The organism is Bradyrhizobium sp. UFLA05-108, from assembly GCF_059803455.1.
The window spans coordinates 54,561-79,050 of the sequence record NZ_JBANAZ010000028.1; the positions used below are offsets into that span (position 1 = coordinate 54,561).

General features: G+C 62.3%; 20 protein-coding genes. 18 read left to right on the plus strand and 2 right to left on the minus strand.

Translation table 11 applies throughout. From position 1 onward, the window contains the following. The first annotated feature begins 67 nt into the window (after positions 1-67). From SO140_RS21365 to SO140_RS21410, 10 genes are all read left to right on the plus strand, one after another. Entirely contained in the window at positions 68-1,015 is a 948-nt protein-coding gene (locus SO140_RS21365) for an N-acetylmuramic acid 6-phosphate etherase (protein WP_498543080.1), read from the plus strand. A 1-nt stretch (position 1,016) separates the two neighbouring features. After that, positions 1,017-2,279: an ABC transporter substrate-binding protein gene (locus tag SO140_RS21370; protein ID WP_449381302.1), complete on the plus strand. Its 1,263-nt coding sequence runs from the start codon at positions 1,017-1,019 to the stop codon at positions 2,277-2,279. Positions 2,280-2,455: 176 nt separating this feature from the next. Then, positions 2,456-3,373, plus strand: a complete 918-nt coding sequence (locus SO140_RS21375) for a carbohydrate ABC transporter permease (RefSeq protein WP_449381316.1) — start codon at positions 2,456-2,458, stop codon at positions 3,371-3,373. A gap of 10 nt (positions 3,374-3,383) precedes the next feature. Next, on the plus strand, positions 3,384-4,217 hold the full coding sequence (locus SO140_RS21380) for a carbohydrate ABC transporter permease (protein ID WP_449381303.1): 834 nt from the start codon (positions 3,384-3,386) through the stop codon (positions 4,215-4,217). A 9-nt stretch (positions 4,218-4,226) separates the two neighbouring features. After that, a complete protein-coding gene (locus SO140_RS21385) occupies positions 4,227-5,318 on the plus strand; it encodes an ABC transporter ATP-binding protein (protein ID WP_449381304.1) in 1,092 nt (363 codons plus the stop codon). A gap of 3 nt (positions 5,319-5,321) precedes the next feature. Beyond that, on the plus strand, positions 5,322-5,900 hold the full coding sequence (locus SO140_RS21390) for a histidine phosphatase family protein (protein WP_449381305.1): 579 nt from the start codon (positions 5,322-5,324) through the stop codon (positions 5,898-5,900). A gap of 376 nt (positions 5,901-6,276) precedes the next feature. Beyond that, complete coding sequence (locus SO140_RS21395) at positions 6,277-7,908, plus strand: 3-(methylthio)propionyl-CoA ligase (RefSeq protein WP_449381306.1); 1,632 nt, start codon at positions 6,277-6,279, stop codon at positions 7,906-7,908. 33 nt (positions 7,909-7,941) lie between these two features. Then, a complete protein-coding gene (locus SO140_RS21400; RefSeq protein ID WP_449381307.1) occupies positions 7,942-9,072 on the plus strand; it encodes an acyl-CoA dehydrogenase family protein in 1,131 nt (376 codons plus the stop codon). Beyond that, a complete protein-coding gene (locus tag SO140_RS21405; RefSeq protein WP_449381308.1) occupies positions 9,072-9,848 on the plus strand; it encodes an enoyl-CoA hydratase/isomerase family protein in 777 nt (258 codons plus the stop codon). The genes SO140_RS21400 and SO140_RS21405 overlap by 1 nt, the downstream gene beginning before the upstream one ends. Next, the gene (locus SO140_RS21410) at positions 9,848-11,005 is read left to right on the plus strand and encodes an acyl-CoA dehydrogenase family protein (protein ID WP_449381309.1); all 1,158 of its coding nucleotides are present in this window, start codon (positions 9,848-9,850) and stop codon (positions 11,003-11,005) included. The genes SO140_RS21405 and SO140_RS21410 overlap by 1 nt, the downstream gene beginning before the upstream one ends. An 8-nt stretch (positions 11,006-11,013) precedes the next feature. Here the strand turns inward: SO140_RS21410 and SO140_RS21415 are convergent, their stop codons facing one another. After that, positions 11,014-11,829, minus strand: coding sequence for an IclR family transcriptional regulator (locus SO140_RS21415; RefSeq protein ID WP_449381310.1), 816 nt, complete (start codon positions 11,827-11,829; stop codon positions 11,014-11,016). A 148-nt stretch (positions 11,830-11,977) separates the two neighbouring features. Here SO140_RS21415 and SO140_RS21420 point away from each other — a divergent pair, with 148 nt between their 5' ends. The 7 genes from SO140_RS21420 to SO140_RS21450 all read left to right on the plus strand — a co-directional run bounded on the left by SO140_RS21420 (position 11,978) and on the right by SO140_RS21450 (position 21,233). Further along, positions 11,978-12,739, plus strand: coding sequence for an SDR family NAD(P)-dependent oxidoreductase (locus tag SO140_RS21420; protein WP_449381311.1), 762 nt, complete (start codon positions 11,978-11,980; stop codon positions 12,737-12,739). Between the two features lie 76 nt (positions 12,740-12,815). Next, positions 12,816-14,045: an ABC transporter substrate-binding protein gene (locus SO140_RS21425; RefSeq protein ID WP_474798952.1), complete on the plus strand. Its 1,230-nt coding sequence runs from the start codon at positions 12,816-12,818 to the stop codon at positions 14,043-14,045. A gap of 91 nt (positions 14,046-14,136) precedes the next feature. Further along, on the plus strand, positions 14,137-15,030 hold the full coding sequence (locus SO140_RS21430) for an SMP-30/gluconolactonase/LRE family protein (RefSeq protein WP_449381312.1): 894 nt from the start codon (positions 14,137-14,139) through the stop codon (positions 15,028-15,030). A gap of 9 nt (positions 15,031-15,039) precedes the next feature. Continuing rightward, complete coding sequence (locus tag SO140_RS21435) at positions 15,040-17,163, plus strand: acetate--CoA ligase family protein (RefSeq protein ID WP_449381313.1); 2,124 nt, start codon at positions 15,040-15,042, stop codon at positions 17,161-17,163. 26 nt (positions 17,164-17,189) lie between these two features. Beyond that, positions 17,190-17,726 (plus strand): nuclear transport factor 2 family protein, encoded by a 537-nt coding sequence (locus SO140_RS21440; RefSeq protein WP_474798949.1) that lies wholly within the window; start codon positions 17,190-17,192, stop codon positions 17,724-17,726. A gap of 33 nt (positions 17,727-17,759) precedes the next feature. Next, the gene (locus tag SO140_RS21445; RefSeq protein ID WP_449384409.1) at positions 17,760-19,340 is read left to right on the plus strand and encodes an SDR family oxidoreductase; all 1,581 of its coding nucleotides are present in this window, start codon (positions 17,760-17,762) and stop codon (positions 19,338-19,340) included. 258 nt (positions 19,341-19,598) lie between these two features. Next, a complete protein-coding gene (locus SO140_RS21450) occupies positions 19,599-21,233 on the plus strand; it encodes a flavin-containing monooxygenase (RefSeq protein ID WP_449384410.1) in 1,635 nt (544 codons plus the stop codon). Between the two features lie 85 nt (positions 21,234-21,318). On the opposite strand, the gene SO140_RS21455 is transcribed toward SO140_RS21450, so the two are convergent. Then, a complete protein-coding gene (locus SO140_RS21455) occupies positions 21,319-22,449 on the minus strand; it encodes a Gfo/Idh/MocA family protein (RefSeq protein ID WP_449384411.1) in 1,131 nt (376 codons plus the stop codon). 167 nt (positions 22,450-22,616) lie between these two features. Here SO140_RS21455 and iolD point away from each other — a divergent pair, with 167 nt between their 5' ends. Next, positions 22,617-24,488 (plus strand): 3D-(3,5/4)-trihydroxycyclohexane-1,2-dione acylhydrolase (decyclizing), encoded by a 1,872-nt coding sequence (gene iolD / locus SO140_RS21460; protein WP_449384412.1) that lies wholly within the window; start codon positions 22,617-22,619, stop codon positions 24,486-24,488. The last annotated feature ends 2 nt before the right edge of the window (positions 24,489-24,490 follow it).

Below are 24,490 nucleotides of genomic sequence, written 5' to 3' on the forward strand. Positions count from 1 at the left end.
ACGCCTCTAGACAAGTGGTATGTCACGTGGCTAAAACAAATACAAGAGGTATCTACCATTGGTATTCATGATGCCGGTATTGCCGAGCTCGGAGACGGACGGGGAGGGGCGGCGCGCCGCCGGCGGTGTGGTGATGATCGATGAGGCGATGTTCGCGGAAGCCATGCTCGCATCCTACCGCCGCGCGATTGCTTCGGTCGCGGCTGTCTCCCCCGACATCCGCGCCGCCGCACTTCGTCTCGCCGCGATCTGGCGGGCAGGCGGGCGTCTGGTCTATGCGGGAGCAGGCTCCTCCGGTCTAGCTGCGGCCGAAGATGCAGCCGAGCTTCCTGGCACGTTCGGCCTTGAGCAGAGCCGCATCGCGATTGTCCTGCCGGGCGGGACCGCCGAGCCGTTCCGCATCGATGGGGCTGCGGAGGACGATGCCGCCGCCGGTGAACGGGCTATGACCGGGCTCGGTGACCTCTCTCGTGATGCTGTGATCGTCGTATCCGCGAGCGGCTCGACGCCGTTCACCGTCGCGGCCGCCGCCGTGGCGCGCCGTCGCGGCGCCTTTGTGATCGGCATCGCGCATCGTCCAGGTTCGCCTCTGCTCGTCGGTGCCGATGCGTCGATCTTGCTCGAGAGCGGGGAGGAGGCGCTGCGCGGCTCGACACGGCTCGCGGCCGGAGCTGCGCAAAAGGTCGCGCTCGGCATGCTCTCATCATTGATGGGATTCGAGCTTGGTCACATCCATCGGGGCCTGATGGTCAATCTGAAGGCCGATAATTTGAAATTGCGCGAGCGGGCGCGCGGGATCGTAGCAACAATCGCCGGCGTCAGCGATGCCAAAGCGGAAACGGCGCTGCGCGAGGCCGGCGGAGAGGTTAAGCCGGCCATCCTGATTGCCTGCGGCGCCGTCAGCATGAGCGAAGCCGTTAGGTGGCTCACTGCTGCGGAAGGCCGCATCGACGAAGCGTTGCGCCGCGCAAGCGTCAACGGGATCAAGGGCGAAGGCCCGAACAAGGGAGCGTAGCATGAGACGGACTTTCAAGGCTGCAATGGGAGCTGAGGTTGCCGCGTTGGCGTTGCTTGCGGGGCTTGCTTCAGCTCAGGCGGGTTCGTTGAAGATCGAGAGCTGGCGCAATGACGACGCCGATATCTGGAACTCAAAGATCATCCCCGCCTTCAACAAGCACTATCCCGACATCAAGATCGAATTCGCGCCTTCAGCCCCCAAGGAATACAACGCCGCCCTGAACGCGCGGCTCGATGGTGGCACCGCCGGCGATCTCATCACGTGTCGTCCGTTCGACGCCTCGCTCGCGCTCTATCAGAAGCATCAGCTCGATGCGGTCGACGGCCTCAAGGGCATGGACAATTTCTCCGATGTCGCGAAGGCCGCATGGCAAACCGACGACGGCAAAGCCACCTTCTGTGTTCCGATGGCCTCCGTCATTGCGGGGTTCATCTACAACAAGGAGGCATTCGCCAAGCTCGGCGTGTCCGAGCCCAAGACGCTCGATGAATTCCACGCCGTACTCGAGAAATTCAAGAAGGACGGCACCTATGTCCCGCTGGTGATGGGCACGGCCGACCAGTGGGAGGCCGCCACCATGGGATTCCAGAACGTCGGGCCCGATTACTGGAAGGGAGAGGTCGGCCGCGCCAATCTGATTGCGGGCAAGGAAAAACTCACTGATCCGCAATACGTCGCCGCGTTCAAGGAGATCGCAAGCTGGGCGCCGTATCTCGGGTCAGGCTTCCAGGCGCAGACCTACGCCGATAGTCAGAACCTGTTCTCGCTCGGCAAGGGCGCGATCTATGCGGCCGGCTCGTGGGACATCTCGACATTCCGTGGCCAGGCAAAATTCGCCATGGGTGCATTCCCGCCGCCGCAGCCGGCCGGCACGACCGATTGCTATATCTCCGATCACACCGACATCGCGATGGGCGTCAACGCCGCGTCGAAGAACAAGGAGGACGCGAAGAAGTTCCTGGAATGGCTGACGACGCCGGAATTCGCAACGATCTACGCCAACGCGCTTCCTGGCTTCTTCCCCCTCGCCAAGACTCCGGTGAAGGTCGAAGACGACGTCGCGGCGACGATGGTTGGATGGCGCCAGACCTGCAAGTCGACGATCCGCAACTCGTATCAAATCCTGTCGCGCGGTACGCCGAATCTCGAAAACGAGATGTGGAACGTGTCCGCCCAGGTCGTCAACGGCAAGCTCACGCCTGATGCCGCCGGCAAGCAACTGCAGGACGGCCTCGACAAGTGGTACAAGCCGGCCAAGTGACGTCAGTCCCTCTCTCCGCTCTTGCAGGGAGAGGGACTTTCCTTGTTTTGTTCGATAGTTGCTGCACACTCCGCTGATCCCCGGCACGCGCCGCAGGCGCGGAGAGGGGCGATAACGCACGGCAGGTTTTATCTCTTTCCATCATGCCCGAACCGGTCTCGAACATCACCGCCCAGATGCCTCGCGCAAAACTCGCGGGCCTGCTGCTGTTCTTTCTCGGGCCGGCGGTCGCGATCTACACCCTGTTCTCGATATATCCCCTCGTCGCGACGATGGCGCTGTCCACCTACACAAGCGAGCCGTCCGGAACGCGGTATTTCGTCGGGCTTGCCAACTTCGAAACGCTGCTCGGTGATGCGTTGTGGTCGAAGCCGTTCTGGAATGCCTTCAGCAACAATCTCATATTCTTCGCCGTACATATGTGCGTGCAGAATCCGATCGGTATCGCGCTCGCAGGATTGCTGAGCCTGCCGGGCCTGAGGCTCAAGGGCTTTTATCGCACCGTCATGTTTCTGCCGACGATGCTTTCGGTTGTCATCGTCGGGTTCTCCTGGAACCTGATCCTATCCCCGCTCTGGGGCGTAGCTTCCGGCGCTTTGAAGGCCGTGGGGTTGGGCTCGCTGTTCGCTCCCTGGCTGGGCCTCGAATCGAGCGCGCTCGTTACCCTGTCCCTCATTTCCGTTTGGCAATTCGTCGGCATCCCGATGATGCTAATCTATGCCGCGCTGCTCAACATCCCCGAAGAGTTGATCGACGCGGCACGCGTCGACGGGCTCGGACATTTCCGCATCTTCTTCCACATCAAGCTTCCGCTCGTCCTGCCGACGATCAGCCTGGTCTCGGTCTTGACGTTCGTCGCCAACTTCAACGCTTTCGATTTGATCTATTCGGTCAAGGGCGCGCTTGCGGGGCCGAATTTCGCGACCGACATTCTCGGCACGTTTTTCTACCGCACCTTCTTCGGCAATCAGCTCCAGCTCGGCAATCCGACGATGGGCTCCGCGGTCGCGACCGTGATGTTCTTCATTATCCTCGTCGGCCTCTGCCTCTATCTCTTCCTCGTGCAGCGGCGCATCCGCCGTTACGCTTTCTGAGGGGGCCGGCATGACTGCTGAGCAACGCGCAAGGAGCCTCAGTGTCCATCTCGTCTTGATCGCCTACAGCCTGCTTGCCGTCGGTCCGATTCTGCTCGTCGTGATGAATTCGTTCAAGGTGCGTAGCGCCATCTTCGGTAGTCCGCTTGCGCCACCGGATTCTACAACCTTCAGCCTCATCGGCTATGAGAAGGTCTTTCGCTCCTCCCATATTCTGACCTACTATTCAAATTCGTTGATCGTGACCCTCGTCAGCATGGCTCTCGTGCTGCTGTTCGGCGCGATGGCGGCCTGGGCACTGACCGAATACCGCTTTCGCGGTTCGACGGCGCTCGCGCTGTTTCTGTCGATCGGAATCATGGTGCCGATCCGGCTTGGCTCCGTCGCGATCCTCAACATGATGCGGTCGGCTGGCCTCAACGACACGCTGACGGCCCTGGTTCTCGTCTACGTCGCGCAGGGCCTGCCGATGTCGATCTTCATATTGAGCGAGTTCATCCAGCAGATCCCCAAGGATTTGCGCGACGCCGCGCGCTGCGACGGCGTGCCGGAAACCCGCATCTTCTTCGAGGTGGTCGCGCCGCTACTGCGGCCGGCGATTGCGACGGTCGCCGTTTTCACCATCGTGCCGATCTGGAACGACCTCTGGTTTCCGCTGATCCTGACGTCGAGTGACTCGACGCATACCGTCACGCTCGGCGTGCAACAGTTTCTGGGCCAGTACATCACCGACTGGAATTCCGTGCTCGCGGCGCTGTCGATGGCGATCCTGCCGGTCGTCGTGATCTACATCATCCTCTCGCGCCAACTCATCGCAGGCCTCACCTCCGGCGCAGTCAAATAGGTTGTTAGAATGGCCAATCTGCGCATCGAGCACCTCAACAAACGTTATGGCGCGACGACCGTGCTCAACGACGTCAACCTGGACATCGAGGACGGTGAATTCGTCGTTCTCGTTGGACCGTCGGGGTGTGGCAAGTCGACGCTTCTGCGGATGATTGCCGGGCTCGACAGTGCGTCGGGCGGCGACATCCATATCGCCGGCAAGCTCGTGAACGCGCTCGCACCCGCCGAGCGCGGCATTGCGATGGTGTTCCAGTCCTACGCGCTCTACCCACACATGAACGTCCGCAAGAACATGACGTTCGGGTTGAAGTTCACCGGGGTGGAGCAGACTGAGCGCGAACGGCGCGTGGCGGAGGCGGCCCGCATGCTGCGGCTCGACGAATTACTCGAGCGTTATCCGCGCGATCTCTCCGGCGGACAGCGTCAGCGCGTGGCGATCGGCCGTGCGATCGTGCGCGAGCCCGCCGTTTTCCTGTTTGACGAGCCGCTCTCCAATCTCGACGCTGCCTTGCGCGTCTCGACACGCGTCGAGATTGCGAATCTGCATCGAATGCTGAAGTCGACGATCGTCTATGTCACGCACGACCAGGTCGAGGCGATGACGCTCGCCGACCGTATCGTCGTGATGAACAAGGGCTGCATTGAGCAGGTCGGCAGACCGCTCGATCTCTACTACGCGCCGGCCAATTTGTTCGTTGCCGGCTTCATCGGTTCGCCTGCGATGAATTTTTTCGAGGCAAGGGTTGCCAACTTCGAGGGTGGACGCGCACGCGTCGCGGGACCCGGCTTTCGCAGCTTCGATCTGCCGGCGACCTCATTGAAGGTCGGCGACACGCTGACGGTCGGTGTCCGTCCGGAGCATCTTGGTCGAGGGGAAGACGGTCCTTTCGCCGTCGAAGGCGTCGTCGAACTGGTCGAACGGCTCGGCGAAGCCTCCTTTGCTTATGTGCGCCGCGCCGACGATAGGCTGTTCGTTGCCGAGGTGCGCGGCAGGCAGACCCCGATGCCCGGCGAACGAGCTACGCTCACTGCCCCAGCTCGGGACGTGCACGTCTTCGATGCCGCAGGCCTGCGGGTCTCGACGCAGAACGATGTCTAGCTCATGTCGAGCCTCGTACGCTATCTCACGCATCCCCAGGTGAACATTGATCCGGCGATCCCCGTCCCATCCTGGGGCCTGAGTGAGATCGGCCGGGCTCGCACGGAGGGAGTGGTGGGTACGAGGCAGCTCTCACGCACCACGCAGATCATCTCCAGTGGTGAGCGCAAGGCGATCGAGACAGCCGAAATCATCGCCGCAAAGCTGAATCTCGAGGTAGAGGTGCGGGAGGCGATGCATGAGAATGACCGATCCGCAACGGGCTTCTTGATGCCTGACGAATTTCAGGCGGTGGCCGATCAGTTCTTTGCCCAGCCCCAGATCAGCGTTCGAGGCTGGGAGCGGGCGGTTGACGCCCAGTTGCGTATCGTCAACGAGGTCGAACACGTCTTGGCCCGGAATAAGCCGGGCGATGTGCTGTTTGTCGGGCATGGTGGCGTCGGCACTCTGCTGTATTGCCACTATTCGGGCGTTGCGATTGATCGAAAGCATGATCAGCCCGGCAGTGGGGGGTATTATTTTGCGTTCAGCAGAGATGACCGCCACGTGCAACATTCATGGCGTCGCCTCGAAGACCTCTGATCTTGCGGTGGGGGCGAATCTCGATCGCTAGTGCCGTGTGACGAGCATCTGGCAAGCAGCTTCGCATCGCGCGAAGGCGCAGTTCGCAGCACAAGCAGGGTGAGTCTATGGGCGGCCCTGCTTTTGGGCGTCCCGAAGCGATCCTGTCCTATGGTTGCCTCACTCCCACAACGTGGCTTGTGTGCCATGATGGCGCAGGGAGAACTCCGAGCGAAGATGATGCGATCGTCGCTCATGCTTTTTCAAGGATGTGAAATTCGCCTTCGCGCGGATCGTTTCGTTTGACAGTGTGCACCTCCACCAAGAAATGTCCGGGAGAGGACGGCAAGATCAAACAAGGGCCGCCCGCAGCTGGGGTTACGGAGGAGGCGGCTCAGTGCTTGGATTGATGCAGGATCGACCGTTATTGATCTCGAGCCTGATCGAGCATGCGGCACGTTTTCATCCCAAAACGGAGATCGTGAGCAAGACCTGCGAGGGAACGTTCCATCGTAGCGATTATGCCGGGTTGCGGTCGCGCGCTGCAAAGCTCGCAAAGGCGCTGATCAAACTCGGCGTCGGGCCAGGCGATCGTGTCGCGACGCTCGCCTGGAACACCCATCGTCATATGGAGCTCTATTTCGCTGTATCCGGCATCGGCGCGGTGCTTCACACCGTCAACCCGCGCCTGTTTCCCGAGCAGATCGACTACGTCATCAATCACGCCGAAAACCGGGTGCTGCTGTTCGACATCACTTTCGCCGATCTCGTTCAGAAGCTGCGGTTCAATCTGGTCACCGTCGCGCATCTGGTGGCGATGACGGACGAGGCGCACCTCCCGATCCAGCTTCCCGATTGCCTCTGCTATGAGTCGCTCGTCGAAGGGGAAGACGACATCCTGACCTGGCCAGTGTTTGACGAGCGAACAGCGTCGTCGCTCTGCTACACATCCGGCACGACCGGCAACCCGAAGGGGGTGCTCTACAGTCATCGCTCGACCATCCTACATTCGTTTGTCGCCTGCGCGAGCGATGGTCTCAAACTGTCCAGCGGTGACAGCGTTCTTCTCGTCGTGCCCTTGTTCCACGTGAACGCTTGGGGAATTCCCTATGCTGCTGCGATGTGCGGGGCCAAGGTCGTGCTGCCCGGTCCTGCCCTGGACGGCGGGAGTGTCTACGAACTGGCGGCGCAAGAAGGCTGTAACTTCTCGCTCGGCGTGCCGACCGTTTGGCTCGGCTTCTTCAAGTACGTCGAGGAAAACCCGGGGCTCGATCTTTCCGCGATCAAACTAGAGCGTGTAGTCGTCGGGGGATCCGCCGCGCCGCGCAGCATCATCGAGAAATTCCGCAGTATCTTCGGTGCTTTCGTTATCCATGCCTGGGGCATGAGCGAAACAAGCCCGCTGGGCTCGATCGGCAATCTTCTGCCGGTTCATCGCGATTTGCCGGTCGCCGACCAAGTATCTGTCCAGTGCAAGCAGGGGCGCGCGATCTACGGCGTCGAACTCCGGATCGTAGGCGAAGACGGAGCGCCGCTGCCGCATGACGGCGTAAGTGCCGGAAACCTGATGGTGCGCGGGCCTTGGGTTGCGTCGGGCTATTTCAAGGGCGAGGGCGGGGGAGTGCTGGATGCTGAGGGATGGTTTGCGACGGGAGACGTCGCGACCATCGATCCCAACGGTTACATCCAGATCACGGATCGCTCGAAAGATGTGATCAAATCCGGCGGCGAGTGGATCTCTTCGATCGACCTCGAGAATGTCGCGGTCGCCCATCCGGCCGTGCAGGAGGCGGCGGTCATCGGATTGCCGCATCCGAAATGGCAGGAGCGGCCGCTCCTGGTCGTGGTCCGAAAACCGGACACCGATCCCGCTCGCGAGGACATCCTGGACTACATGTCCGGCCGCGTCGCGAAATGGTGGCTTCCCGACGATGTCGTCTTCGTGAACGAGTTGCCGCACACCGCGACCGGAAAGCTGCAGAAGACCAAGTTGCGCGAACTGTTCAAAGACCACGCATTGCCGACCTAACGTCGGCGCTGGCGTCACCGAAAAGCAGAGACCATGCCCGAACTGATGCTCGACGATCCCGACGGTACGCTGGTGATGCTTCGCGACAGCGTCACCGGTTTTGCCGCGCGTTTTCCAGGTGCAAAGGCCATGCGCGAAAAACGCGGGCGTGGCGGGACCATGGATCCGCTGATCTGGTCCGCAATGGCGGAAGCCGGATGGATCGGGCTGTTGCTGCCCGAAGAATGCGGCGGCGCGGGTCTCGGGTTGCGCGAGCAGGCTGTCCTCAGCGAGGCGCTGGGCCGCGCCTTGATCGCCGAACCGACCGGAACGGCCTCGGTCTTTGCCGCGACGCTGCTCGGCGGTGCTTCGCCAGGCGCAGAGCGCAGCCGCCTGGCTGCCGGATTGGCCGGCGGCGAGATTGTCGCGGTGCCGGCATGGACGCCCGGTGCGAAGTCGATTGTCGCACGCTACACCGATGGCAGCATCGTGCTGTCCGGCGAAGCACGCTTCATCGATGCTGCGCGTTCCGCAACGGATTTCCTTGTGGTCGCCCAGGATGCCGACGGCGTCATGCTTCTGAGCGTCGCCGCCGATGCGGACGGGGTGACGATATCGGAACGGGCCGCGGTTGATGGCGGTGCGCTTGCGACCATCTCGCTATCCGATTGCGCCGTGCCGGCGGGTCGTATCCTGTCGCGCGCGAACCGATCCGAGGATCTTCTCCGTCAGGCGATTCTGCATACGCGGCTGGCGCTCGCGGCCGAGTTGACCGGCGTCGCGTCGAAAGCGCTCGAGCTCACGATTGCCTATACCAGCGATCGCGTGCAGTTCGGCAAGCCGATCGGCAGTTTCCAGGCCATCCAGCACCGCTTGGTCGACATGTGGATCGAGGCGGAATTCGCAGCCGCTGCCGTGGTCAACGCGGTCGATGCAGTGCAGGCGGACGATGACGACGCGGCGCAGCTGGCAGTGTTGGCGGCCAAGGCGCGAGCGGGCGAAGCCGCATTCTCGATCTGCCGCCGCGCGGTGCATCTCCATGGCGCCATGGGTTACACCGACGAGTGCGATATCGGCCTCTATCTGAAGCGCACCATCAATCTCAATGCCATGCTGGGACAGCCTGAACAGCTGCGCCTGGAGTTTGTCGAACGCGAAAGCGGCTACCGCCGCGAGAGGACCTAATGGATAACAATCTGATCAAGACGGAAATCAAGGATCACATTGCGGTCGTGACGATGGATGCGCCGCCAGTGAACGCGCAATCCAAGGAGTTTGTCGAGGAGTTCATCACGGTTTTCGACGAATTGAACGAGACGCCGACGGTACGGGTGATCGTTTTGACCGGTGCCGGAAAGACTTTTTCGGCAGGAGCCGACATCAAGTCGCGCGGTAAGGTCGGAGCGGTGCCAGGCGACACGTATCGCCATCTGCGGCGGGCGCGCGAGGTTGGATTCTGCATCATCGAGTCCAACAAGCCGGTGATCGCCGCCGTGAACGGCCCGGCGCTGGGCGCTGGCCTCGGCCTCGCGCTCTGTTCGGACATCATCATGGCGTCCGAGAACGCGGTGTTCGGCTTGCCGGAGATCGACGTCGGCTTGATGGGCGGGGTGCGGCATACGATGCGCATCATTCCGCATACGCTGGCGCGCCGTATGGTGCTGACCGGCTACCGGGTGCCGGCGGCCGAGCTCTATCGCCGCGGCATCATCGAGGACTGCCTGCCTCGGGAAGAGCTGATGCCGGCCGCCCTCAAGATGGCTGCCGAGATCGCAAAAAAGAGCCCGATGGCACTCAAGCTCGCCAAGCGAGCGATCAATACGGTCGAGACCATGGGCTTGAAGGACGGCTATCGCTTCGAGCAAAACCTCACGGTGGAGATGACGCAGCACGAGGATTCCAAGGAGGCGATGCGGGCGTTCATGGAGAAGCGCACCCCGATCTTCAAGGATGTGCTTTGATGGCGGCCGACTGGAACGACATTCCCGACGAGGAGTTCAGGTCGATCTTTCGCGCGTGGGTGGACCAGAACTGCCCGGTCCATCTGCGCTACATGCGCAAGCAGCGTCCGCTCTTCAACGAGGTCGCCGAGTGGTATCATGCGCTGGCCGCCAAGGGCTGGCTGGCGCCCACCTGGCCGCAGCAGTATGGCGGCATGGGCCTTTCGGCGGCCAAGCACATGATCTATGTCGAGGAATGGGGACGGCTCGGCTGTCCACGAATTCCGGATCATGGCATCGGGCTAGTCGGTCCGCTCCTCATCGAGTACGGCACCGAAGAGCAGAAGTCTCACTACCTGCCGCGTATCCTATCCGGCGAGCACGTCTGGTGTCAGGGCTACTCCGAACCCAACGCGGGATCTGATCTGGCAAGCCTGAAGACATCAGCGGTGCTGGATGGCGATGAGTTCGTGGTCAACGGACAGAAGATATGGACGACGCTGGCCCATTGCGCCAACTGGATCTTCGTTCTCGTTCGGACCGAACGTGATGCCAAGGTGCGCCAGAAGGGTATCACGGTCCTGTTGCTTGACCTGACCTCGGCTGGTGTTCGCGTCCGACCGATTGCAAATCTGCGTGGCGAGGCCGACTTTTGCGAGGTTTTCTTCGACAATGTGCGTGTGCCACTGAACAACCTGGTCGGCAGGGTCAACGAAGGCTGGACCGTCGCGAAGTCGGTACTTGGCCACGAACGCATCTTTCTGGGGGCGCCGACGCGCCCTGAATATGCGCTGGAGCGTCTGCGACGGCTTGCGGAAGCCCGTGATGCGTTCGAAGATCCCGCGTTCATGTCGCGCTTCGCACGCCTGCGGCTCGACCTCTACGATCTAGGATCCGCCTTCGAGCGCTATGCGAAGGTTCTGCGGGCCGGCGGAGAACTCGGCGCCGATGTCTCTGCTCTCAAGATCTTCACGACCGAGCTCTACCAGCGGATCACCGAGGAAATGCTCATGGTCGCAGGCGAAGAGGCGCGGCTTGCCGACGATCTCATCGCGGGGGATGTCGAGATCGATGCGATGAACCTCTTTCTCGACTCGCGTTCGCCGGCAATTTTCGGCGGCTCCAACGAGATTCAACGCAACATCCTCGCCAAGGCCGTGCTCCGGCTTCCCGGTTGAATGTTGCGTCAGAACTCGACGTCGATCAGCTTGTCGAACTGGTCGTCCGTCTTGACCGACCTCGCCGCCCGCTGCAGGACGGCGAGGTAACGATTGAAATTCTGGCGGATCCGCTCGGCGGCACCGCCGAGGCCGATGACCATGGGCTGATTCTGGATCGTCACGGGCAGCAGGACGCAGATCGTCGCGCCGCCCTGAATGGGAATGTCTTCGGCAGAGCAATATCCCTTGCCGCGGAGCTGTCGAATGCGAGTCATCATCTCGGGCAGCTTCACGCGATCCGATGCGTTGGGCGTTGCAATGTTCGCACGGCGAATGATGTTGTCGACCTTCTCGTCCGACATCGTGGACATCAAGAGCCAGCCCAATGCCGATTGAGTCAGCGGGCGCAGCGTCCCCTCGTCGACGTGGAAGCGAAGCGGGTGGATCGATTGCACGATCTTGACGTATTGAAGGTAGACATCGTTCGTCGTGCCGATCGAAACGGTTTCGCCGGTGGCCGCGTGCACGTCATGCATGGCTTCGATCGTCCGGCTGTTGCCGAACAGAGCCCGTGGAATCCAATCGCCTAGCGATGTCACCTTGGGTGTCGGGAAGTAGACGCGCATGCGCCGGTCGTAGTTCAGATAGCCCATGCCGACGAGTGTCTTGAGCAGAACGGTCGTGCTCGACGGCGGATAACCCAGCGCGAGACCGATCTCGGACATCGCGCGCGGTTGTCGAACGTTCATGAAGAACTGGAGGATCTCCAGCGCGCGTAATGCTGACTTCACGGTGGATGGTCCACCCGGTATCGCTGCGGATTTCGTGACCGCCGCCTGCATGCTTCGCATCCCCATCGCCGCTAAAATTCACGGATGTGAAAGTCGGCTTCACAAATGAATTATATTTTGTTTGACCCAACTGCGCATGACAAGGTGCCTCCAGTCAAGGCCAAGAACACGAAAGAGTGGCCGAGCTGGAGAGGGCGTCGTGGGAAGCGGCAGGTTGCAGGGGCGCGTGGCGCTCGTCACGGGCGGAGGGCGAGGCATCGGCCGGGCCATCGCGGAAGCCTTTGCCCGCGAGGGCGCAGCGGTCGGGGTGCTCGATCTGAAGGTCGACGTGGCGGAGGCCGCAGCGCACGCCATTGTCGCGGATGGCGGCCGGGCTACTGCGATCGTCGGCAATGCCGGCGAGCGAGCCGCCGTTTTTGCCGCGGTGGACCGTCTTGTCGAGGCATTTGGTCCGCCGACCATCCTGGTCAACAACGCGATGTGGAATCGTTACGGCCCGCTGGAGCAGCAGACCGAGGAGATGGTCGGCCGGATGATCGATGTCGGCCTGAAGGGTGTGATCTGGGGCTATCAGGCGGTGCTGGCGCCAATGACCGCAGCCGGCGGCGGAGCCATCGTGAACATCGGATCGCCGTCTGCCGTGCTCGCGATGGCGAATGGTGTGATGTACAGCGCGGTGAAGGCCGCGGTGGCGGGCGCAACACGCTCCGCCGCAGCCGAATTCGGTCCACGCGGAATCCGAGTCAACGCGATCGCGCCGGGGCCGACACCGACCGATGGCGCCAATCTCGTCGTTAGCGAGGAGGCGTGGGAGCGACGCCGGGCGCGTGTGCCGATCGGGCGGCTCGGCGAACCGCGCGACGTGGCGAATGCAGCAGTCTTTCTTGCAAGCGACGAGGCGAGCTTCATCACCGGCGACATGTTGTTCGTCGATGGAGGAATTACCTACGCGTTCTCTTGAGCGCACATCAATCGATCTTGGTCGCCCGCAACAACAAGAAGGTCCGGGCAGATCCGCGGGCTATAGGGAGGAAGAAATGAGACTGTCGGCTGCCTACCTCGCCGTCATGGCGATCCTATCGGGTGCAATAGCGTTTGCCACGTCACCGGTCTTGGCGCAGGGGATTTCCGGAGACGTCATCAAGATTGGCGTCATGAACGACCAGACCGGTCCTTACTCCGACAATTGCGGGCCGGGTTCGGTTGTCGCCGCGCGACTTGCGATCAGCGACTTTGGCGGTGCCGTCAACGGCAAGAAGGTCGAGCTCGTCGTGGCCGACGACCAGAACAAGCCGGACATCGGCGTTTCTATTGCGTTGCGTTGGCTAGACAATGAAGGCGTGGATGCGATCGTCGGATGCTCGGCCTCCTCGATTGCGCTCGGCGTGCAGGACGTCATGAAGAACCGGAAGAAGCCCTATCTCCTGGCGGGAACGGCGGCTTCGGTGTTTACCAACGAAAAATGTTCGCCGATGACGACGCAATGGACGATGGACACCTATGCGCTGCCGAAGGCGACGGTGAAATCATTGTTGGCGCGGGGGTTGGATACCTGGTTCTTTGTCACCGTCGACTACTCGTTCGGCAAGGCCTGGCAGGCCGACACCACGAACTTCATCAAGGCCGACGGCGGCAAGGTCGTAGGTTCCGTCCTGCATCCGCTCAATTCTTCTGACTTCTCCTCGTTCCTGCTGACGGCCCAATCGAGCGGAGCGAAGGTCATCGCGCTGGCGAATTCGGGTTCGGACTTCGCCAATGCCATGAAGCAGGCCCAGGAATTCGGGCTCACGCAGAAGCAGCAGCTTGCCCCACTGGGATTGATGATCAATCAAACACATAGCATCGGCCTGCAGCCGCTGCAGAACGTACGCCTGACGACGCCCTTTTACTGGGATAAAACAGATGAGACGCGCGCCTTCGCAAAGCGCTATCAGGCGGCGTTCAACGGCCGGGTCCCGAACGAGGCGCAGGCGAGCACGTACAGCGCTGTGACGCACTATCTCAAGGCAATTGCCGCGACGCAGACCGACGACGGCGAGGCGGTGATGCGACAGATGAAGAGCACGCCAATCAATGACTTTGAGATGAAGAATGTCAGCATCCGTGCCGACGGTCAGGTGATGCGGCCGCTTTATGCCGCTCGTATCAAGACGTCGACCGAGTCGAAGTATCCTTACGACTACTACGAGATCACCGACACAATTCCTGCCGATGACGCCTGGCGGCCGACAGCCGAGAGCGCCTGCGATCTCCTGAAGACGCAATAAGCGCGGCGGCGGGCCGGCGTGACCCGTCACCCGCTTGCATACCCCAACTTCGCGAGATGACACGAGACGAAACTTAGCCGGAATTCCCTTGATGGCGCTCCAAGTGAGCAAGATATCAGCGACGGCCGCACAGCTTGGCGAAAGCCCGGTCTGGGATGTCACGCGGCAGCGGCTCTACTGGGTCGATGGTGTCTCGCGCCGGGTCCACGCCTTTGAACCCGAGCGCGGGATCGGGCGGCACTGGGATGTGCCGTCCATGATCGGCTCGGTCGGACTGGCCAAGGGCGATACTCTCGTCGCAGCGCTCGCGGATGGCATCTACCGGCTCGATCTCGGCTCAGGCGAACTGACACCGCTGTTCCGGCCAGATCCGTGCGATCCGCGCGTGCGCTTCAATGACGGCAAGGTCGATCGTTGGGGGCGGTTTCTCTGCGGCACGATGGGCGTGCATGCCGAGCCGCTGGGGCAGCTCTTTCGCATCGACGCCAGCGGAGCGCACACGGTGCTTGCCCGCGATATTCGCATTTCGAATGCGCTCTGCTTCAGCCCCGACGGCCGCACCATGTACTTCGCCGATAGCCTCGATCGGGCGATCCGCGCCTATAGCTCCGAGTCGGGCGACGCGTTCGATCCGGAACCGCGGATTGTCATCGACACCGCGCCATATCAGTCGGGGCCCGACGGGGCGACGGTCGATTGCGAAGGCTGCCTTTGGGTCGCGCTCGTGCAGGTGGGCAAGATCGCGCGCTTCACCCCGCAGGGCGCGCTCGATCGCCTGATCGACGCGCCGACCGACTTGCCCTCATCGGTTGCCTTCGGCGGTCCTGATCTGTCAACGCTCTACGTGACCTCGATCAAGGATTCAGGATCGGGACGCGCCGTCTCGCACCACCCGGACGGTGGCTTTCTGTTCGCGATCGACGGCCTCGGCGTGACCGGCCTACCTGAAGCGCAATTCGGGCTCCAGCCAATCCCTTCCAGTTGAGAACATGCCTTGATACGCTATCATCCAGCCTCGCTCGATCCTCTCTTCAAGCCACGATCCATCGCCCTGATCGGAGCATCTGATGATGTTGCGCGCATTGGCGGCCGTCCCTTGCGCTATCTGCGCGAAGGCGGTTTCAAGGGCGCTGTCTATCCGGTCAATCCGAAGCGGGACACCGTCCAGGGGATCAGGTCCTACGACTCGGTCGCAGCGCTTCCGGAAGTGCCGGACGTCGCCATCCTCGCAGTGCCGGCGCAGGGCACGGTTCAGGCGCTGAGAGACTGCGCGGATCGCAAGGTCAAGGCGGCCGTGGTGTTCTCGGCCGGCTTTGCTGAGGCGAGCGAGCAGGGACGTCTCGCACAGGACCAGATCGCCGGCATCGCCCGCGAGAGCGGCATGCGCGTGCTCGGCCCGAATTGTCTCGGACTGTTCAACGCTGGCATGGGCTACTACGGAACATTCTCGGCGATCCTTGATGCTGCATTCGTCGAACCAGGTCCGGTCGCCGTCGTCTCGCAAAGCGGAGCTTATGGCTCCCACATTGCCCACTTGGCGCGCCAGCGCGGCCTCGGCATCGGGCAATGGATCACGACCGGAAACGAATGCGATATCGACGTCGCGGAAGCGTTGCGTTGGGTGATCGAACAACCCGAAGTCAGGGTCGTGATGGCCTATGCGGAGGGCATTCGCGATCGCGATACTTTCATCGAGGCGCTGGAGGTTGCGCGGGCGAAAGAAAAAGCCCTTGTCTTTCTGAAGGTCGGCCGCTCCGATGTTGGCGCCCAAGCGGTTAGCTCGCACACCGCGGCGCTGGCGGGATCGGATGCCGTGTTCGATGCGGTGTTGCGGCAATATGGTGCCTATCGCGCGCGGACCACTGCGGAGCACCTGGACGTGACCTATGCCTGCGCACGGGGGCTTTATCCCGCCGGCAACAGGTTCGGCATCTTCACGCTGTCCGGCGGCTTCGGCATTCAGATGGCCGACGACGCATCGGCGTGCGGGCTCGACGTCGCGCCCATGCCCGAGGCGGCGCAGGATGAGCTGAAGGCGATGCTGCCCTACGCATCGCCGCGCAATCCGGTGGACGCGACGGCGCAAGCGCTCACTGATCTCCCGCTGATGACGAGCTATATTGCCGCAATGCTCGAGAAGGGCGGCTATCACCTCTTCGCCGGCATTTTCGGCAGCGGACCGGCGAGCCCCACTTTTTCGGCCTCGCTGCGCCAAGTGTTGCGGACTGCGACGGCCGGGCATCAAGGCCGCGTCTTGGCGCTGTCGATGTCGGCGCCGCCGGAGATCGTCCGCGCCTATGAGGACGACGGCTTTCTGATCTTCGAGGATGGCTCTGCCCTGGTGAACGCGTTGGCGGCGCTGGTCTGGTTTCGCCGCAGCTTCGACGCGGCGAAGCATGCGCGCACGGCCTCGACCGTTGCGTCGCGAATCGCGCCGTCGGATGGCCCGCTCAGCGAGCACGAAGCGAAATCGCTGTTGCAGACGGCCGGTATTGCGTTTCCGAAGGAAGCGCTGGTGCGACCGGATGAGGATGCCGGCACGGCCGCCGCGGCAATCGGCTTTCCGGTGGTGGTGAAGATCTCATCGCCGGACATCGCACACAAGACCGAGATCGGTGGAGTGATCGTCGGTCCCCGCGACGAGGCGCAGGCCCGCGAAGCCGCCCGCACCATCCTGTCCCGTGCGCGTGACAAGCGGCCCGACGCGCGGATCGATGGTGTCGTCGTCTCACCAATGATCAGGGGAGGCGTAGAGACCATTGTCGGGGTGGTGCGGGATCCGTCCTTCGGTCCTGTAGTGATGTTCGGGCTCGGCGGCATTCTCGTCGAGGTACTCAAGGACGTGACCTTTCGCGTTGCGCCGTTCGATGTCGCAGAGGCGCAGCGGATGATCCGCGAGATTCGAGGCTTTGCCGTGTTGGAAGGCGTGCGTGGTGCGCCGCCGGCCGACGTCGATGCGCTGGCGGCGATGCTGTCGGGCCTTTCGCAATTTGCTGCCGACAATGCCAGCGTGATCGAAAGCATCGACCTCAACCCGGTTCTAGTGATGCCACGCGGCGAGGGCGTCATGCCTCTCGACGCGTTGCTGGTACCGTGCAGCGCCGCGTCTCGCGATTGACGGCTAGTGGTTAAGCAGAGGGAAATATGGCCGACGAAGCAAAGCTGACCGAGTTCTTGGACCGGGAGGCGATCCGCGATTGCATCTACCGCTACTGCCGGGGGATCGACCGAGCCGACGAAGCCACGCTGCGAAGCTCCTATTGGCCCGATGCGACCGATCGACACGGCGTCTATTCCGGACCGGTCGAGGGCTTCTTTCTCTGGGCCCGCGAGGTGTTCAAGAGCGGCGCGCGCAACGTCCATCAGGTCGGTAACATCTTGATTGAACGCGTCGGGCCGGCGCGTGCCGCGGTCGAGACCTATTTTCTTGCCCTGCAGCGTGGTCCAGGCAAGGACGGGATCGTGCGGCAATTTCTCATAGCCGGACGCTATTGCGATCTCTTCGAGAAGCGTGGTGGTGAGTGGCGCGTCGCGCGGCGCATCGTGGCGTTCGACTGGGTTGAGGAGCAGGCGGTGCCAACCGAGAGCGAGGAGGTGCGTTTTGGCCCGCGCATGCCGATCGGAGCGCCGCACCCGAACGATCCTATCCATGAAATTCTGGCCGAGGCCCGCCGCACGTAAGATGTATGCCATCGCGGCGAGGGAAAAACGATAATGCAAAAGCCAAGGCGCGTCGTCGTGATCACCGGAGCGGCCGGCGGCGTCGGCTGTGCGCTACTCGAAGCGTTCCATCGGGACGGCGATATCATCGTGGCCGTCGACCTGCCAGGCACCGACGTCGTCAACGTCACGGCTTCACTCGGCGGCGAGCACGTGGCGTTCCACTGCGATGTGGCTTCCGAAGACGAAGTCGTGGGCCTCGTCGCCGCGATCGAGCAGCGATTTGGGCGGATCGACGTCCTCGTCAACAACGCCGCACTCGGACCAACCATGGCAGCGACTGTCGACACGGACGTCGCCTCTTTTCGCAAGGCGTTGAGCGTCAACCTGTGCGGCCCCTTCGTGCTCGCGCGCGAGGTGGCGAGACGCATGATGGGGCTCGGCGGTGTCATCGTGAACATCGCGTCGCTGGCGGGCGTGCTCGGCAATCCGAAGCGCAACGCCTATGCGGCGTCCAAGGCTGGATTGATCTCGGCGACGCGGTCGCTTGCCTGCGAATGGGCGAAGCATGGCATTGGCGTCGTGGCGATTGCGCCGGGCTATGTCCGCACTCCGATGGTCGCGGAGCTCGAGCGCTCAGGCAAGGCGAATCTCGATCTGGTTCGGCGGCGCATTCCGCTCGGGCGCATGGGACGGCCGGACGAGATCGCGGCCGTGGCGCGCTTCCTCGCCTCGCCGGAGGCAGGCTACGTGACAGGGGCGGTTCTCGCCGTCGATGGCGGCTGGCAATCCTTCAATCAGCCGGGCGATGCGCATCCACCCGTCATCGGGACGCCGGACGCCGAACTGGCGACGGCCGAGCGGTCGTCGCGGGAGCGCATCGTGGTGGTGACCGGCGGCGCCAACGGGATCGGCGAAGCGATCGCTCGGCGATTTGCCTCCGGCGGCGACACCGTGGTCATCGCGGACAAGGATGGCGATCGCGCCGCCAACCTGGTGCGTGCGCTCGGCACGAAGCACATGGCATTCACACTCGATGTCTCGTCGGAGCAGGACGTGCTGGCGCTGTTTGCCGCGATCAGGCAGCGCTTTGCTCGCATCGACGTGCTGGTCAACGATGCGGCGGTGGCCGACAGTTTTGTGCCGGCGCTCGACCAGTCTGCGGCTGATCTCGATAAGGTGTTGGAGGTGAATGTCATCGGCGCATTTCTCTGCGCCCGCGAAGCGATCAAGCAGATGAGTGGCGGCGGCTTCATTCTCAATCTCGGCTCGATCAACACGTTCATGCCGTTCGCGCCGCGCCACGCCTACGGCGCCTCGAAGGCGGCCATCGACATTCTGACGCGATGTATGGCGGCTGAACTTGGTCCTGCCGGGCTGCGCACCGCCACCATTGCTCCGGGCTATATCAACACGCCGGGCGTGGCCGCATTGCGGGCGTCGGGTCGCATCGACAGCGCGCGGATCCGGCGGCGTGTTCCGCTCGGCCGCTTCGGCGAGCCGGCGGAGGTCGCGAACGCAGCTTATTTCCTGGCGTCAGCGGAGGCGTCCTACATCAACGGGTCGATCCTCTATCTCGACGGCGGCTGGACTGCGTTCGGCGACGTCGGCGATGCGAGCACCACGAGCGATTGATGACAAGCGAGTGGGCGGTGATTGCTGATACATCTCGGCAGGGCGTGACGTTCGACGCCCCGTACAGGTCTCGTGACGCGCTCATTCTCTTTCATAGATGTGAAACTGAAGCCACATGCCATCAAAGCGGTAGTGGTGCTGTAGAACTCATGAGATGGTTTTCAAGGCAAGGCCGCAGTCCAGCACAGGCGATTTCGCATGCGGCACATCGCCAATCGCCGCTCCAACCTAAACGATGCAAGCGAGGAAATGCCCGAGATGAGCAACTCTGAGATGGGGGCACAACGCCTGGACATCGTCGTCGTGGGGGCTGGTTTCGGCGGCTTGTACGCCGTGTACAAATTTCGGGAAATGGGCCTCAAGCTCGCGGCGTTCGAAGCGGGTGGCAATGTCGGGGGCGTGTGGTATTGGAATCGCTATCCGGGCGCGCGGGTCGACCTTCCGAGCGTTGACTACAGCTATTCGTTCTCTCCCGAGATCGAGCAGGAATGGACGTGGTCAGAGGAATTCGCGTCCCAGCCGGAACTTCTCGCCTATTTCAATTTCGTGGCCGACCGGCTCGACCTGCGCAAGCACTATCAATTCAACACTCGCGTCACCAGTGCGATCTGGGACGAGACGCGCAAGCTCTGGAGGGTCACGACGGATCGCGGCGGGACGGTCGAGGCAACCTACTGCGTGATGGCCACCGGACCGCTATCCGTCCCCATGGATCCCCAGATTCCGGGGGTTACGAGCTACAAGGGCGAGCTGTTGCGCGCGGGCAAGTGGCCGCATCATCCGGTGAGCTTTGCCGGCAAGCGCGTCGGCGTGATCGGCACGGGATCGAGCGGCATCCAGATCGTACAGGAAGTTGGTCGGAAGGCCGACGAGCTCTTCGTCTTCCAGCGCACGCCAAGTTTCACCATGCCGATGCGCAACCAGAAGCTGGAGGCGGACTACGTCGCCGAGGTCAAGCGCAATTACGCCGGCCTTCGCGAGGCTGCCCGCAGCAGCCCGAATGGCGGGGTGCGCCCTTGGACCACCCGCGCCTTCTTCAGCGTGACGCCGGTACGACGTCGCGAGCTCATGGAAGACGCCTGGAAGGCCGGCGGCCTTGCAATGCTCGGGACTTTCACAGATCTACTGAGTAACGAAGAGGCCAATGAGCATGTCGCCGAATTCGTGCGAGGCAAGGTCAGCGAGGTCGTCAAGGACCCCGTCACGGCGGAAAAGCTCAAGCCGCGCGGCTATCCCATCTTCGCCCGCCGCCCATGCCTCGACACCGAATACTATGAGACCTTCAATCTGCCCAATGTCCACTTGATGGACTGCGTTGCCGATCCCATTCTCGCGATCACTGAGAAGGGCGTGCGAACCGAGACGGGCGAAACCGAGCTCGACATGCTGATTCTCGCGACCGGCTATGATGGGCTGACCGGCGCGCTAACGGCGTTCGATGTCGTCGGCCGCGGTGGCGGCAAGGTCAACGATAAATGGAAACACGGTGCGAGGTCCTATCTCGGCCTTATGATGGAAGGTTTCCCGAACCTGTTCATGACCACGGGGCCGAACGGTCCGGCAGCGTTGGCCAACATCGTCAGGATCAGCGAGAACGACGTTGACTGGATTGCGAACCTGATCACGCACATGGCCGATCACGGCCTCGCCACCGTCGAGCCGACCAAAGCGGCGGAAGATGGATGGATGGAGCTCGTGGTCAGGATCGCGCAGCGCTCTTTGCTGAACAAGGCGAAGACCTGGTATCTCGGCGCCAACGTCAAGGACAAGCCGCTAGGGCTCACGCTCTTCACCGGCGGATTTCCAAAGTATCGGGAGTATTGCGTCGCCGTCGCGCAGGCGGGGTATCGTGACTTCGTCTTTGAGCGCGGACGAACCCCGGTCGCGGCTTAACCGTTACTCCAGGATCTGGCGGCCTTTCGTTGCCTGGAGCTCGATCAATTGGCCATGATGGGCTGGAGCGAGTGCTCGAGCCTTCTCAGGGCACGTCCTTCCACGCTCCGGCGCGACTTGAGGCGTGAATGGTCTCGACGAGCGTTTGAATACGCAGGCCAGCGCGGAAGCTGAATGGCTCCGATCGACGTCCTGCGATAGCGTCCAGATAGCACGCGACCTCGACCGCCTTCAGGTCGTTGAAACCAAGTTGGTGGCCTGGCGCGATGCAGAACAGGCCGTATGGCCGATGATCCGGGCCTGCCTCGATCCGGCGGAATCCCTGACGGCCACGGTCGTCGTCGGTCGAAAAGAAATGCAACTCGTTGAAGCGTTCCTGGCTGAAGGCGAGGGCGCCTCTGCTGCCATAGACCTCGAAGTCGTGTTGCATCTTCCGCCCTGTCGCAATCCAGTTTGCCTCGATCGAGCCGGAGGCGCCGCTCGCGAAACGGAGGAAAGCTCGGCCGACATCATCGACTTCGACGCGCCTCCGGCCGCCTTTGCCATCTGGACGTTCCTTGATCATCGTGATGCAATCGCCCATGACGCGAGTGATCGGTCCCGCAGCCGGCCCCAACAGGAATTCGGCCGTGGCCAACGCGTGGCTGCCAATGTCGGCCAGCGCGCCGCCTCCCACCGCTTCGTGCCGGAAGGTGAACGGCCCAGCATTGTCCGCCATGTAGTCCTCGGCGTGGACTCCGCGGTAGCCGCGTATCTCGCCGAGCTCTCCCGCCGCGATCATGTCGCGTGCGAGGCCAAGCATGGGGTTGCAAAGATAGTTGAAACCGACTTGCGTCTTTACGCCGGCCGCTTCGGCGGCGTCGGCCATTTCGCGGGAGTCTGTCGCAAGCGGCGCCAGCGGCTTTTCGCAATACACATGTTTGCCCCGAGCAATCGCAGCCAGGGCCATTTCCTTGTGAAGTGCGTTGGGCGTGGTGATGTTCGCGACGTCGATAGCTGGGTCCGCCACGAGCGCGCGCCAGTCCGAGGTCGCGCGTGCGAAGCCCAGAGCCGAGGCCGCTTTCACGGCCGCCTCGTCGCTAATGTCCGCGATCGTATGTAGTTCCAGCTCGAAGGGTAGGTCGAAGACACGCGCGGCGATGGAGTAACCGAAAGCGTGGGTCTTACCCATGAATCCGCTACCGATGAGGCCGATGCGAAGCTTCGGTTTGGTCATGTCGGAAATCCCTGTTCACGATAGGTCGGAGTTAAGGCGACCTACGAAAAATCGAGCACGTCCTGATCGGAAGACATCGGCGGCAATAATTGTTGCAGAAAAAGACTATTGTCAATATTCAGTGCGCGAGGTTATGTTCCTCACAAACCGTCGAGGGAGGAGACCGCATGATCGCCGCCACGATCCGCCTCACCATGGCCCAGGCCCTGGTGCGATGGCTGACTCAACAGTTCACTGAAATCGACGGTGTTCGCGTGCCCCTGTTCGCCGGCGTCTTCGGCATTTTTGGTCATGGGAACGTGACCTGCCTGTCCGAGGCCCTGGAGGCGATTCAGGATCGTCTGCCGACCTTCCGCGGACAGAACGAGCAGTCGATGGCGTTGGCGGCTATCGGCTTCGCCAAGGCCAAGCTTAGGCGGCAAATCATGGTAGCGACGTCGTCCATTGGTCCCGGCGCTTTGAACATGGTGACGGCGGCGGGAACAGCCCACGCAAATCGCTTGCCCCTCCTTCTTATGGCTGGCGATACGTTCACCAACCGGTTGCCGGATCCAGTTCTCCAGCAAGTCGAGCATTTTGGCGACCCGACCGTCACCGTGAACGACGCCTTCAAGGCGGTCACGCGCTACTGGGATCGGATCACTCATCCCGCGCAGATTATCTCTTCGCTCCCGCAGGCCGTGGCCGCCATGCTAGATCCGGCTGACTGCGGCCCGGCCTTTCTCGCGCTACCACAGGACACCCAGGAAGTGGCCTTCGACTACCCTGAGGTCTTCTTCGAGCCTCGAACCTGGGCCATTCCGCGCCCGCGTCCCGATCGTCAGAAACTCGCTGACGCAGCCGCGCTGCTCAAGACCGCGAGGAAGCCGATCCTCATCTCCGGCGGCGGTGTGCGTTACTCGCTGGCGGGAAACGCGGTCGCGGATTTTGCGGTGAAGCGTGGAATTCCGATTGTGGAGACGATCGCGGGCAAGGGCGCGGTGACCCACTATCACCCGGCCCATGCGGGGCCGATCGGAATTATCGGCTCGACCTCAGCGAATGCGCTCGCAGCCGAGGCCGATGTTATCCTTGCGGTCGGTACGCGCCTTCAGGATTTCACGACGGGATCATGGACCGCTTTCAGCCCGGACGCGCGTTTCATCTCGATCAACGCGGCCAGGTTCGATGCGGTGAAGCATCGTGCGCTGACGGTGGTCGGCGACGCGCGGGAGACGATTGAAGAACTCGATGCAACGCTCGGCGCATGGCGCGTCGACCCCGCCCACATGGCGCGTGCTCAGATGCTCTTTAAGGAGTGGGACGCGCTGCTCGAGTCATTGCAGGCACCCAGCAACGCTCCAGTGCCGACCTACGCGCAGATAGTCCACGCGGTGAATGCGTCGGCCGGCGAGAAAGATACCTTGATTTCAGCCGCCGGCGGCCTGCCAGGCGAAGTGGCAAAAGGCTGGCGCGTCAAGGCGCCGAACACCTTCGACCTTGAATTCGGCTTTTCCTGCATGGGCTATGAGGTTGCCGCAGGTTGGGGCCATTCGATGGCCAATTCCGGGCCCGGCGGACTCGGCGGCACGCCGATCGTGATGGTTGGCGACGGCACGTATCTGATGATGAACTCGGACATCTACTCGACGGTTCTAAGCGGTCACAAGATGATCGTTGTGGTCTGTGACAACGGCGGGTTCGCGGTGATCAACCGGTTGCAACAATTCAAAGGCGTGCCAGGCTTCAACAACTTGTTGACCGACTGTCGAATTCAGAATCGCGACAATCCTCCTCACGTCGATTTTGCCAAGCATGCCGAGTCCATGGGGGCGGCTGCTCGGCGTTGCGAGAGCGTTGCCGACCTTGTTGCCGCGCTCGAATGGGCCAAAGGCAATGACCGCACCACCGTGCTTTCGATCGTCTCGGACGCGTATTCGTGGGTTCCTGGCGACGCCGACTGGGACGTGGGCGTGCCCCAAGTGTCCTCTCGCGAGACGGTTCGAAGCGCGCGCAAGCAGCAAGACGAGATCCGCGCGAAGCAGCGCATCGGGGTATGATG